General features: G+C 73.0%; 13 protein-coding genes. 3 read left to right on the top strand and 10 right to left on the bottom strand.

What is annotated here, in order from left to right; genetic code table 11:
* Positions 1-104: 104 nt before the first annotated feature.
* The 3 genes from AC3ET4_RS24745 (at position 105) to AC3ET4_RS24735 (ending at position 3,028) form a co-directional block, all read left to right on the top strand.
* The gene (locus tag AC3ET4_RS24745; RefSeq protein ID WP_431953025.1) at positions 105-1,331 is read left to right on the top strand and encodes an MFS transporter; all 1,227 of its coding nucleotides are present in this window, start codon (positions 105-107) and stop codon (positions 1,329-1,331) included.
* A gap of 10 nt (positions 1,332-1,341) precedes the next feature.
* Positions 1,342-1,881: a GNAT family N-acetyltransferase gene (locus AC3ET4_RS24740; RefSeq protein WP_431953023.1), complete on the top strand. Its 540-nt coding sequence runs from the start codon at positions 1,342-1,344 to the stop codon at positions 1,879-1,881.
* 457 nt (positions 1,882-2,338) lie between these two features.
* A complete protein-coding gene (locus AC3ET4_RS24735; RefSeq protein WP_431953021.1) occupies positions 2,339-3,028 on the top strand; it encodes a DUF5995 family protein in 690 nt (229 codons plus the stop codon).
* Between the two features lie 9 nt (positions 3,029-3,037).
* Here AC3ET4_RS24735 and AC3ET4_RS24730 read toward each other — a convergent pair whose 3' ends face one another.
* From AC3ET4_RS24730 to AC3ET4_RS24685, 10 genes are all read right to left on the bottom strand, one after another.
* Positions 3,038-4,744, bottom strand: coding sequence for a flavin monoamine oxidase family protein (locus tag AC3ET4_RS24730; protein WP_431953019.1), 1,707 nt, complete (start codon positions 4,742-4,744; stop codon positions 3,038-3,040).
* A 91-nt stretch (positions 4,745-4,835) separates the two neighbouring features.
* Complete coding sequence (locus tag AC3ET4_RS24725; RefSeq protein WP_431953017.1) at positions 4,836-5,636, bottom strand: carbon-nitrogen hydrolase family protein; 801 nt, start codon at positions 5,634-5,636, stop codon at positions 4,836-4,838.
* Positions 5,637-5,853: 217 nt separating this feature from the next.
* Positions 5,854-6,318, bottom strand: a complete 465-nt coding sequence (locus AC3ET4_RS24720; RefSeq protein ID WP_431953015.1) for an Lrp/AsnC family transcriptional regulator — start codon at positions 6,316-6,318, stop codon at positions 5,854-5,856.
* 310 nt (positions 6,319-6,628) lie between these two features.
* The gene (locus tag AC3ET4_RS24715; protein ID WP_431953013.1) at positions 6,629-8,077 is read right to left on the bottom strand and encodes a GuaB1 family IMP dehydrogenase-related protein; all 1,449 of its coding nucleotides are present in this window, start codon (positions 8,075-8,077) and stop codon (positions 6,629-6,631) included.
* Positions 8,078-8,123: 46 nt separating this feature from the next.
* Entirely contained in the window at positions 8,124-8,441 is a 318-nt protein-coding gene (locus AC3ET4_RS24710) for a barstar family protein (protein ID WP_431953011.1), read from the bottom strand.
* Complete coding sequence (locus tag AC3ET4_RS24705) at positions 8,438-8,827, bottom strand: guanyl-specific ribonuclease (RefSeq protein ID WP_431953009.1); 390 nt, start codon at positions 8,825-8,827, stop codon at positions 8,438-8,440. The genes AC3ET4_RS24710 and AC3ET4_RS24705 overlap by 4 nt, the downstream gene beginning before the upstream one ends.
* Positions 8,828-8,906: 79 nt before the next feature.
* On the bottom strand, positions 8,907-9,947 hold the full coding sequence (locus AC3ET4_RS24700; RefSeq protein ID WP_431953007.1) for a sugar-binding transcriptional regulator: 1,041 nt from the start codon (positions 9,945-9,947) through the stop codon (positions 8,907-8,909).
* Between the two features lie 97 nt (positions 9,948-10,044).
* Entirely contained in the window at positions 10,045-10,710 is a 666-nt protein-coding gene (gene rpe / locus AC3ET4_RS24695; RefSeq protein ID WP_431953005.1) for a ribulose-phosphate 3-epimerase, read from the bottom strand.
* Between the two features lie 568 nt (positions 10,711-11,278).
* On the bottom strand, positions 11,279-11,353 hold the full coding sequence (locus AC3ET4_RS24690; protein ID WP_431953067.1) for a 50S ribosomal protein bL37: 75 nt from the start codon (positions 11,351-11,353) through the stop codon (positions 11,279-11,281).
* Between the two features lie 105 nt (positions 11,354-11,458).
* Positions 11,459-12,711, bottom strand: a 1,253-nt coding sequence (locus AC3ET4_RS24685; protein ID WP_431953003.1) for an FAD-binding protein, incomplete at its 5' end; no start/stop codon positions are given.

The raw sequence follows: 12,711 nt of genomic DNA, 5'->3' as shown, positions 1-12,711 counted from the left end.
AACCGGACCAGGCGGCGGACCGTGGCCGAAAAGCAGTCTATCTTTCAGGAAGCCTGCCTGATAATTTATGCCGGAACCGGGGCGGGACCAGACTGGGAGGGAACATGCCGAAGACGCCGACGACCCCGACGGGGAGGACCGATCCGCGGCTGCGGCGCGCCCAGCTCGCCGTCGCCGGGGTGTTCGCCGTGCACGGAGCGGTGACCGGCAGCTTCGCCACCCGGGTGCCCTGGATCCAGGAGCACGCCGGGCTCAGCGCCGGGCAGCTCGGCTTCGCACTGGTCTTCGCGGCCCTCGGCGCCTCCGTCGCCATGCCGCTCGCGGCGCGCATCTCCCACGGCATGGGCACGCGCAACGCGCTGCGCCTCCTGCTGGGCCTGTGGTGCGCATCCCTCGCGCTGCCGGCGCTCTCCCCCGGACTGGGCTGGCTGTGCGGGGCGATGTTCGTCTACGGCGCCTCGGCCGGCATGGCCGACGTCGTCATGAACGCCCAGGGCGTCGAGGTCGAGGAACGCCTCGGCCGCTCGATCATGTCCGGGCTGCACGGCATGTGGAGCGCCGGCACGCTGCTCGGCTCCCTCTTCGGCGTCCTCGCCGCCCACGCCGAACTCGACGCGCGCGTCCACCTCGCCGTCGGCGCCGCCCTGCTCGTCGTACTGGGCCAGGCGGCCTGCGGCAGCGTGCTCGACCTGCGGCCCTCCGCGTCCGAGGAAGCCCCCGCGCGCTTCGCCCTGCCGCCGCGCGCGGCCCTGGTCATCGGCGCCATAGGCTTCTGCGCCGTTTTCGCCGAGGGCGCCAGCATGGACTGGAGCGCGGTCTACCTCCGCGACGTCGCCGGCGCCTCCCCTGGGGTCGCCGCCGCCTCCTACACCGCCTTCGCCTGCACCATGGCCGTCTCCCGCCTCGTCGGCGACGTCGTCGTACGCCGCTTCGGCCCGGTCCGCACCGTACGCGCCGGGGGCCTGATCGCCACGATGGGCGGTGTCCTCGTGGCCACGGCATTCACCCGGGTCACCGCCATCGCGGGCTTCGCCCTCATCGGCGTGGGCATCGCCGTCGTCGTCCCGCTGTGCTTCGCGGCGGCAGGGCGCAGCGGCCCCAACCCGAGCCAGGCCATCGCCGGCGTCGCCACGGTCACCTACACCTCGGGCCTCGTGGCACCCGCCGCCATCGGCTCCATCGCGGAGGCCAGCTCCCTGCAGACCTCCTTCGGCCTCGTCACCGTGCTGGTCGCCGGGCTCGCCGTGGGCGCGGGCGTGCTCCGCAGCGCGGGCACGGTCTCCGTCGAGCACGACCGCGAGCCCGTGGCGGCGACGACGCCGCAGGCCTGACCTTCCGCTCATGCGGATCTTCCTGGAGACGGGGCGGCTGCGGCTGCGGCACTTCACCGACACCGACGCCGACGCGGAACTGCTCGTCGCACTCGACAGCGACCCCGAGGTCATGCGCTTCCTCGGCAACGGCCGCCCCACGCCCTCGGACGTCATCCGGCACGAGGTGCTGCCCCGCTTCGCGCGCTCCCAGGTCTGGGCCGCGGAGGAGTCCGCCACCGGCCACTTCGTCGGCTGGTTCGCCCTCACCCCCCGCCCCGGCGGGCCCGGCGACGACCTCGAACTCGGATACCGGCTGCGACGCGCCGCGTGGGGCCGGGGCTACGCCACCGAGGGCGCCAGGGCCCTGGTGCGCAAGGCCTTCACCGAGCTCGGCGCGCGGCGCGTGTACGCCGAGACGATGGTCGTCAACGCGCGGTCGCGGCGGGTGATGGAGAAGGCGGGGCTGTCGTTGGTGCGGGTCTTCCACGAGGAGTGGGACGAGACGCTGCCGGGCGCGGAGCACGGGGAGGTCGAATACGCCGTGACGCGCGAGGAGTGGACGCCGTAGATTCTGGGGCCGCCTATGCGTGCGCGGGTTCGTTGCGATTGCGGTGGGGTGTCTCCCCGCCCGACCGGTGCCCGGGGACGGTGGTGCGGGTGGTGCGCCCGGTTTTCGCGGTCACCCGGGAGCGGAGTCTGCGGGGTGGGGATTGCGCTCCGCGTACGCACGTGCATGGCGGGCGGTCCGGCTGAAGAGCCCTCCGACGGTGGCGGGCCGCCTCGACGCCGTGCCCGACAGCCCACGGCCGAGGCCGCTGGTCCGCGACATCGGGCATATGAATCCGCTCAGCGGACTGCCACGGACTCCCCGACCGGGATGCGCATCTGGGAGGAGTTGGGGTTCCGACCGCGGTATCCGTCGGTGTGGACGGCCCGCGACGCGGGCGGGCTCTGACTCACCCGATCCGGGGACCGCACGGCCGCCGTACCCCGCAGGCCGCCCGGCCTGCTGGGACGCTGTGCGCATGACGACCGCGCAACGGCAGGCCCCGATGGGCGTGGCCCAGGTGGTGGCGCGCATGCACGCGCTCGGTACGGCACTTCCGCCGCGGGACGGGGTGGCGGTCTTCAACCGCGTGTACCTCTCCGTGACCCAGGAACTGGACGGCCGCCTGGCGGCCGGCGGCTTCGGTGATCCCGTAGCCGCCGCCGCGCTGGCCGCCCGCTTCGCCGCGCGGTACCTGGAGGCGGTCGACGCCGCGACCGATCGCCGTGCCGTCCCCGCCTGCTGGCGGCCGCTGCTGCAGTTGCGGGGACACCGCGGCATCCGCCCGCTGCAGTTCGCCCTGGCCGGCATCAACGCGCACGTGGGGCACGACCTGGCGCTCGCGGTGGTGGACACCTGCAGCACACTGGAGTGCGAACCACCGTCCCTGGAAGGGGACTTCGACCGGGTGGGGGATCTGCTGACGTCCGTGGAGGAGCGCGTCAGGGAGGAGCTGATGCCCGGCCCCGATCTGCTGGACCTGGCCGACCCGCTGACCCATCTCGCCGGTTCGTGGAGCCTGGAACGCGCGCGGGACGCCGCGTGGGCCGCGTCCCGCGTGCTGTGGTCCCTGCGCGAAATGCCGGAGGTGTACGAGGAGTTCACCGAAAGGCTCGACGCGGGCGTCGGGCTGGTCGGTCGCTTCCTGCTGACCCCGCTGGGCCGCTGAGGGGGCGGGTCAATCCTCGTCGAGAACGACCGGCGCGATCTCGTCGTAGAGGTCGCCCGGGCCCGGGTTGCTCAGGTCGGTGGTGCCGCCGAACTGGTGCATCACACCCCAGACGGCGTTGAGCGCGGTCTGCACGGCGCCCTCGGCCCAGCCGGCCGTCCAGGAGACGTCGTCGCCGGCGAGGTAGATGCCGCGCTTGTCCTCGGGCAGGGTGTCCTGCATGAAGTGCGTGAACAGCCGCCGCTGGTAGCGGTAGTGGCCCGGCAGGTTCGCCTTGAACGCGCCCATGAAGTAGGGCTCGTTCTCCCAGGAGACGGTCACGGGGTTGCCGATGATGTGCCGCCGGATGTCGACCTTCGGATAGATCTCGCCGAGTGACTTGAGCATGACCTCCATGCGCTCGGACGCGCTCAGCGGCAGCCACTTGAGGCTGTCGTCGCACCAGGTGTACGACAGGCAGATCACCGCCGGCTCGTCGGGGCCGTTGTCGAGCGGGTAGGTGCCGCGGGTCATCCGGTCGGTGAGCGTCATGCTCATCACGTCCCGGCCCGTGTCCTCGTCCTTGTCGAGCCAGAACGGGCGGTCCACCGGGACGAAGAGCTTGCTGGACTCCATGTAGTGGGTCCGCTCGATCGCCGTCCAGTGGTCGATCGGGAAGAGCGAGTCGTCGCAGTCGATCTTGCTCAGCAGCATCCAGCTCTGCGCGGTGAAGATCGCCGCGCGGTAGGTGCGGATGTCGCCGTCGGCGTCGGTGACGGTGATCCGGTTGCCGGCGGTACGGTGCAGCCGGGTGACGGCCGGTCGCGGGTGGCCGTCGTGCAGGGACTTCAGCGAGGTGCCGTGCGGCCAGTGGACGAGCTTGTGCGGCTCGCGCTCCCACAGTCGCAGCGGGAGTTGCTGGCTGCCGCCGACGATGCCGCGGTGGTGGTCGTCGGCCTCGGTGTAGACGACCCGCAGGATCTCCAGGATGGAGTTGGGGAAGTCGGTGTCCCAGCCGCCGGTGCCGAAGCCGACCTGGCCGAAGATCTCGCGGTGCCGGAAGGACGCGAAGGCCTCGGAGTCGCAGAGGAAGCCGTAGAAGGTCTGGTTGTCGAGCTTCTCGACGAGTTTCGACCAGATCTCGCGGATGCGCGGGACGTCGCGCTCGCGCAGGGCCCGGTTCATCGCGGAGAAGTCCGCGCCCTCCTCCAGGCAGGCGTTCCAGGCGTGCGCGACGTCACGGTAGACCTGGGGCAGGTCGTCGATGGTCCGCGCGTAGTGGGACTCGCCCTTGAGGTCGACGACGGTCGACGGGGTGTGGGGGGAGAGGGGGTTGGGGAATGGCTTGGTCTCCAGGCCCACCAGGTCGATGTAGTGCTGCAGGGCGGTGGAGGACGGCGGGAAGCGCATCGCGCCCATCTCGGCGGTCAGCTTCTCGTCGCAGCCCTCGAACCCCGCGGTGCGCAGCCGTCCGCCGATCCGGTCGGCCTCGTAGACGACGGGCCTCAGGCCCATCTTCATCAGCTCGTAGGCGGCGACGATGCCGGACAGCCCGCCGCCGATGACCGCGACCTCGGCGCCGTGCTCGGTCGCCGGTATGGAGCCCAGACCCGCCGGACTGGCCAGGAAGTCGTCGTACGCGAAGGGGAAGTCCGGGCCGAACATGGTGATCGGCGGCGCCGACGGGGCCTCGGGCTGCTGCTCCTCGTGGACGGCGGTGGGCACCGTGGACGTCATGACGTGGTTCTCCTGGCTGTGAACGGTGGTGCGGTGAAGCGGCGGTCGAGATCGCGCCGGCGGTAGTGGCGCTGGGAGGAAGGAGGCGGAATCAGCCCAGCGAGCGGTACAGCTCGGGGCGGCGGTCCGCGAGATAGGGGGTCTCGTCCCGGACCGCGCGCAGCAGCTCCGGGTCGGCGTCTGCGACGACCAGTTCCTCGGTCGTTCCGGCCCGGGCGCGCACGGCGCCGTCGGGTCCGGCGAGGCAGCTCTGCCCCGCGAAGTCGAAGTCACCCTCGGGGCCGCAGCGGTTGGCGTAGGCGACGTGCAGCTGGCTCTCGTACGCGCGGGCCGGCACGAGGGTCTGCGGGACGAACTCGTAGGGCCGCATCAGCGCGGTGGGCACGGCGAGCAACTGCGTCCCGGCGAGGGCGTGGGCCCGCACGGTCTCCGGGAACTCGACGTCGTAGCAGACGAGGAGGCCGATCCGGACGCCGTCGAGCTCGCCCTGGACGACAGCGTCGTCGCCGGGAGTGAACCAGGTGCGCTCGAAGTCGCCGAACAGGTGCGTCTTGCGGTAGTTGGCCAGGCGTGCGCCGTCGGGGCCGACGAGCTGGGCGGAGTTGAAGACGTCGCGGCCGTCGCGCTCCGGATAGCCGTAGACGATGCCGAGGCCGTGCTCGGCGGCGATCCGGCCGACCCGGGCGGCGCAGGGACCGTCGGCCGCCTCGGCGAGGCCCGGGACCGCGTCGCCGAGGGCGTAGCCGGTCAGGTACATCTCGGGCGTGACGAGCAGGCGGGCTCCCGCGGCGGAGGCGCGGCGCGCGGCGGCATCGAGCGCCGCCAGGCTGTCGTCCACCGAGGAGGGGACGCCGCTCGGGCCCTGGTACAGCGCGGTGCGCAGCGGCGCCATGAAGCCTCTTTCGCCTGGTGGGAAGCGTGTTCTGGTCTGCCTCGACGGTACGTTCGGGGGGTTCGCGGCGACAAGACGCGTCCGTTGCGCACCGACCGCCGATTCATTGCGCGCAGGCGCCGAAGAGCGGTGATTCGTTGCGCGGGGACACCGGACGGCGTTCCCCGGCCCCGGCAGGCTCACCAGTCGGCGCGCCCCGATCGGCGTCCTCCGTCCGTCACCCCTCCGGCTGGTCCGGCGCTCCCGAGTACCGGCGCAGCAACGGCGACAGCACCAGGACGGACTTGGTGCGTTCGACGAAGGGCTCTCCGGCGATCCGCTCCAGGACGCGTTCGAAGTGGCGCACGTCGGCGGCGTAGATCTGGACGACGGCGTCGGCCTCGCCGGTGACGGTCGAGGCGGAGGCCACCTCCGGGTAGCGCGACAGGCCGCGCCGGATGTCCTCGGGCGAGGTGTTGTGCCGGCAGTAGAGCTCGACGAAGGCCTCCGTCTCCCAGCCCAGCGCGGCAGGCTCGACGCGGACGGTGAAGCCGGTGATGGCGCCCTGCGCCAGCAGTCGGTCGACGCGGCGCTTGACGGCGGGGGCGGAGAGCCCGACGAGGGCGCCGATGTCGGCGAACGAGCGGCGGGCGTCCTCGGCGAGGGCGTGGACGATGCGTTGGTCGAGTTCGTTCAGTCGCACTGGGGGTGGGTCACTTCTCTTCGCGAGCGAGCCGGGAACGGCGCGAGCCGTACGCGAGCCGTACGCGAACCAGACTACGAGGCCGGTCACGCTCCATCCCGCGTGGCGCTCCCGCGCGCCTGCGCCGCACCGGGGACCGCCCCGCGCGGTGCCCGGCGCCGAGGCGGCGAAGCCACCCGAGGCCGCGTCGTGCCGTCCGGCGCGACGCGGACGGGGCACTCGCCCGGTGCCGCCGTGCCCGTCCGCTCCGTCCGCTCCGTCCGCTCGCGGGAGCGGATGACGCGGACGGGGCGCTCGGGCGAGGGGTCCGCTACTGCCAGCTGGCGTGCAGCGGCTTGCCCTCGGCGTAGCCGGCCGCGCTCTGGACGCCGACGACGGCCTTGTCCGCGAACTCGCCGAGGTCGGCGGCCCCGGCGTAGGTGCAGGCGCTGCGGACGCCCGCGATGATCGAGTCGATCAGGTCCTCCACGCCCGGGCGGGCCGGGTCGAGGAACATCCGCGAGGTGGAGATACCCTCCTCGAACAGCCCCTTGCGGGCGCGGTCGTAGGCGGACTCCTCGCTGGTGCGGTTGGCCACGGCGCGGGCGGAGGCCATGCCGAAGCTCTCCTTGTACGGCCGGCCGTCGGCCGTGTGCTGCAGGTCGCCGGGCGACTCGTAGGTGCCCGCGAACCAGGAACCGATCATGACGTTGGACGCGCCGGCGGCGAGGGCCATCGCGACGTCCCGCGGGTGCCGGACGCCGCCGTCGGCCCAGACGTGCTTGCCGTGCCGGGCGGCCTCGGCGGCGCACTCCAGGACCGCGGAGAACTGGGGCCGGCCCACGCCGGTCATCATGCGGGTGGTGCACATCGCGCCCGGGCCCACGCCGACCTTGACGATGTCGGCGCCGGCCTCGATCAGGTCGCGGACGCCCTCGGCGGAGACGACGTTGCCCGCCACGACCGGCACCCGCGGGTCCAGCGCGCGGACGGCCCGCACCGCCTGGATCATGCTCTCCTGGTGGCCGTGGGCGGTGTCGACGACGAGGGTGTCCACCCCCGCGTCCAGCAGCTGCTTGGCCTTGCCCGCGACGTCGCCGTTGATGCCGACGGCGGCGGCGATGCGCAGCCGCCCGCCGGCGTCGGTGGCCGGGGTGTACAGGGTGGCGCGCAGCGCCGCCTTCCGGGTGAGGATGCCGGCCAGCCTGCCGTCGGCGTCCACGGCGGGCGCCAGCTTGCGGTTGGCGTCCTCCAGGCGGTTGAAGGCCTCACGCGGGTCGATGTCCGCGGGCAGCAGCAGGAGGTCCTTGGACATCACCACGGAGACCTGGGTGAAGCGGTCCACGCCGGTCAGGTCGTGCTCGGTGACGATGCCGACCGGACGGCCGTCCTCGACGACGACGGCGGCCCCGTGCGCCCGCTTGGGCAGCAGCGCCAGGGCGTCGGCGACGGTGGCGTGCGGGCCGAGGACGATCGGGGTGTCGAGCACGAGGTGCCGCTGCTTCACCCAGGTGATCACCTCGGCGACCACCTCGATCGGGATGTCCTGCGGGATGACGACCAGGCCTCCGCGACGGGCGACGGTCTCGGCCATGCGGCGGCCGGCGACGGCGGTCATGTTGGCGACCACGAGCGGGATGGTGGTGCCGGTGCCGTCCGGGGTGGAGAGGTCGACCGCCTGGCGGGACCCCACGGCCGAGCGGCTGGGGACCATGAACACGTCGTCGTACGTCAGATCGTACGGAGGTTTTGCATCATTGAGGAAACGCACGTACTTCATCGTTGCACGAGCACCGACGAAATGGACACGGAGGAAACTCCGGCGCTCACGAAGGGTCGCTCGTAGTTTCCTCCAAAACGATGTCGAACCGGAGCGCGGCGGTGTCATGGAAGGCGGCGGCGGCCGCGAGGACCCGGCGGGCGGTCTCCCACTCCCCCGGCTCGGCGGCCGCGTACTCCTGCCATCCGCGTACGACCAGGCGGAGGCCGCCCTGCGCGGGGTCCGGCAGGTCGGTGAGGCAGTCGTAGAGCGCGTCCCAGTTGCGGCCGAACCAGTGGGGCAGCCGCAACTGCTCGGCGCTGCGGTCCATGAACGCGTTCTTGGTCGTGACCCCGTGGAGGTCCAGCACCGCCGTTGCCGTCATCTGCGGACCGCCCTGAAGGTCTTGTAGTGGTCGTCGGTGTAGTAGATCTCGCCCCCTGCTCCCACGACGAGGCGGCGGGCGCCGCGGTCCCGCTCACCCGGGGTCGGCACGGTGTACTCGCGGTAGTAGTCGCTCGGGCGGGCCGGCAGGATGCCCTCGAAGTTGTGGAAGACGGTGCCGTCCTTCGCGTACGGGAAGGGCCCGCCGGCGTCGATCAGGCGGAGCGTCTCCCGTGCCTCGGGCGGCAGGGTGTCAGCGGCCACCGTGGACACCGGCTCAGGCGCCGAGCCCCCGCCCGTGGGCACGGAGCAGCCGGTGAGCAGCAGGGCGAAAACGCCCAGGAGGGCGGCGGCGATCGCGAGAAGGCGGGCGGACCCGGTCGGCATGCGGTGATGCTGCCACAGTGAGGGCCGGCGGCCGCGCAGGGCCCGCGGCGGGGCGTCCGCGGACGGGCTCCGAGGACCTTTAAGGACGGGCCGCCTCGGGGTCGGCTCGGTCGAGGGCCGGGCGCGGCATGGGCGCGGCGGAGTCCAGCAGGTGGTCGGCGGCGGCGGTGTCCGTGACGATGCTGGTGACCAGGCCGGAGCGGAGCACCGCGTCGACAGCGGCGGCCTTGCGCACCCCGCCCGCGATGGCGAGCACCTCGGGGATGCGGCGCAGCCGGTCCGCTTCGATGGTGATGCAGCGCTCGCCCAGGTCGCGGCCGACCAGCCGGCCCTCGGCGTCGAAGAGGTGGGAGGACATCTCCGCGGCGACGCCGAGGGAGGCGTAGTGGTCGCGCTCGGTCTCGGTCAGCGCGTCGTGGACGGTGGAGATGCCGGCCGCCCAGGAGCCGATCGACACCACGGCCACGGTGACCTTGTCGAAGTACCCCATGGCCGCGGCGATACCGCTCTGCGCACGCAGTGCCGCCGCGGTCGCCGGGTCGGGGAGCACCATGGGGGCGTACATGGGGTGCGCCTCGCCGCCGGAGACGGCCGCGGCGGTGCGGACCGCCTCGACCGAGCCGCGGTCGGCGGTGCCCGCGTCGTACACGCCGGTGAGCTGGACGACCGTGCAGGGCGGCAGCCGGTCGAGGGCGTTGGCCATGGTGATGATGGAGCGGCCCCAGGCCAGGCCCAGCACGTCGCCCTCGCTGACCAGTTCGCCGAGCAGTTGCGCGGCGACCGCGCCCAGGTTCTCCGGGTCGGGGCCGTCGGTCTCGTCGGCGGGCGACTCGACGACGACGGCGTGCCGCAGCCCGTAGCGGGCCCGCAGGGCGTCGGAGCGTTCGGCGTCGAGTTCCGCCGGGACCCTGATCTCGATGCGCACGAGGTCGCGTTCGAGGGCGGTCTCCAGGACCCGCGCCACCTTGAAGCGGCTCACGCCGAACTCCTCGGCGATCTGGATCTTGGACTTTCCCTCCAGATAGAAGCGGCGCGCCATCGCCGCCGCCTGGACCATCTCGCCGGGGCCCATGCGCACCCCGGTGCGGCCTGCGGTCACGTTCTCTCCCCAGTTGCCCATCTGATCGGCTCCGCGCTCATCCTCGCACGTACTGCGGAGTACCGGGGCGCGGTGCCCATGGAGTGGTCATGGCCGGTCGGGACGCGGTCACTCGCGGTCAGTGCGCGCAGGCGGCCGCCGCCTGCTTGCGCAGCCGCCGCACCGCGTCGGCCGGGTCCTCCGCGCCGTAGACGGCGGAACCCGCGACGAAGACGTCCGCTCCGGCCTCGGCGCAGCGCTCGATGGTCGAGGCCGAGACTCCCCCGTCCACCTGCAGCCACAGATCCAGCCCGTGCTTGTCGATCAGCTTCCGGGCCCGGCGGATCTTGGGCAGCATGATGTCCAGGAAGGCCTGACCGCCGAAGCCCGGCTCCACGGTCATGATCAGCAGCATGTCGAGTTCGGGGAGCAGGTCCTCGTAGGGCTCGACGGGTGTGGCCGGCCTCAGCGCCATCGAGGCCCGCGCGCCCTTTGCGCGGATCTCGCGGGCCAGGCGCACGGGGGCGGCGGCGGCCTCCGCGTGGAAGGTGACGGAGCCCGCGCCCGCCTCGACGTAGGCCGGAGCCCAGCGATCCGGGTCGGCGATCATCAGATGGCAGTCGAGCGGGGTCTGCGTCGCCTTGCTGAGCGACTCCACGACCGGCATGCCCAGCGTGAGGTTGGGGACGAAGTGATTGTCCATCACGTCGACGTGGAGCCAGTCCGCGCCCTCGACGGCCCGCGCCTCCTCGGCGAGGCGGGCGAAGTCGGCGGAGAGGATACTGGGGTTGATCTGCACGGCCATGCGTCCAGTATGGCGGTGCCCGCCCCTTCTCCGCGCACCGGGCGCAAGGCTGCGGAGCACCACCGGGACGATCCCCACCCCGCGGCAGGCCGCGCGGGGTGCGGGGCCCTCCTCGGGAGCGCGCCCTTCGGCACGCGACGCCGGCGACGCGCCCCGGGCGGCTCGGCAGCCCGTCCGCGGCGGCCCCTGGGCCGCGCTCCGGGCTCGGCGGGCCGAGACCCGCGGGCGGCGAGCGGAACGGCTCCGTCCCATGCCGCCGGGGGCGCGAGGTCCACCGGAACCCGCGAGCGGCGGAGCGGTGGCCCAGGGGCCGCGAGCGCGGCCGTACTGCGCTCACAAAACTGGGCTCGCCGTCGCGCGTCGCACGACGGCCTGTCAGGGATCCGGCCGGGAAGGGCGGATGACGCTCACGTCGTCTGCGACGGCCACCCTCGGGGCGCGCCCTGGTGGCGGCCGGCCACCGGCGGAGACCGCCGACGCGCGTCCGGCTCACGAGAGGCCGATCTCCCCCGCGGACAGCGGTGACCGCCCGCGACGGGCGCGGGCGGTCACCAGGGCACGACAGGTGTCACGCGTTGGGACGCTTGCCGTGGTTGGCGCCCTTCTTCTTCCGGCCGCGCCGCTTGTTGCCTCGCTTGGACATGATGCCCAACTCTCTCGTATAGGACATTTCAACCGCGGTCAGTCTATGGCCGCCGCCGATGCGCGGCACGCCGGCGGCGTCCCGGACGCGAACGCGGACGCCGGGTCACTGCGGGAAGCACTCGCGCAGGAAGGCGTTGCGGAAGACGCCCGACGGGTCGAGCCGGGCGGCAAGCGCACGGAAGTCGTCATAGCGCGGGTAGAGCTCGCTCAGCACGGCGGGTGACGAGGTGAACAGCTTGCCCCAGTGCGGGCGGGGAGCGAAGGGGCGCAGCGCCTCCTCGACGACCTGGAGCGCCCGCGCCACCCCGGCGACGTCGGCGGTCCAGGTGAAGTGGAAGGCGACGCTGTCGCGTCCGTAGGCGGGGCTGAGCCACAGGGAATCAGCCGCCACGGCGCGGATCTCGCCGATCTGCACCTCGGACGAGAACCGCTCCCGCACCTGCCACAGGGCGTCGAACGCCGCTACGGCGTCGCTCCGGTCGACGAAGAACTCCGACTGGATCTCCTCCCCACTGCTCGGGGTGAACTCCAGCCGGAAGTGGGGCAGCCGGGCGTACCAGGGGCCGACGAGGCCCTGCTGCGGCGTGCAGTGCGTGCCGGGCATGCCCGGGATCGGGTGCCGGGGCCCGTCGGCGGCGGTGGCCCCGAACCACTTCCGCGGGGCGGGCTCCGCGCCGTCGGCGTCGACCCGCTCCTTGAGCCACACCTGGTCGGCGGCGCGGTCCCGCCAGCGGGTGAAGACCGACACGCTGTAGCCGGCGGACATCACCGCGTCGAAGTTCCCCTGGAGCTCCTCGCCGGGCATGTCCTCGTAGACGGTCTGGCGCACGGCGAAGGCCGGGACAAGGTCGAGGGTCAGCCGGGTCACCACACCCAGCGCGCCCAGGGCGACGACGGAGCCGTCGAAGTCGTCGTCGCCGCGCCGGACCTCGACCAGCTCGCCGTCGGCCGTGACCATCGTCAGGGCGCGGACCGCGCCGGCCAGGCTGCGCAGGCCGACGCCCGAGCCGTGGGTGCCGGTGGCGCAGGCCCCGGCCACCGAGATGTGCGGCAGCGAGCCGAGGTTGTGCAGCGCCAGCCCCGCCTCGTCGATCGCGCGGACGATCTCACCGAAGCGCAGCCCCGAAGCCACCGTGGCGGTGCGGGCGGCGCTGTCGACCTCGGTCACCGCCGGCAGCCGTGCGGTGGAGACGTGCTCGCCGTCGGTGTCGGCGACGGTGCTGAAGGAGTGCCGGGTGCCGAGGGCGCGTACCCGCCGGGACCGGGCCACGATCTCCTGCAGCTGGGTGACGGACTCGGGATGGTGGAGCCTTTGTGCGGTGAAGGCGACGTTGCCGCCCCAGTTGGTCTCCGCGG

The organism is Actinacidiphila sp. bgisy167 (assembly GCF_057707665.1).
This window is presented reverse-complemented; position numbering and strand designations above follow the sequence as displayed.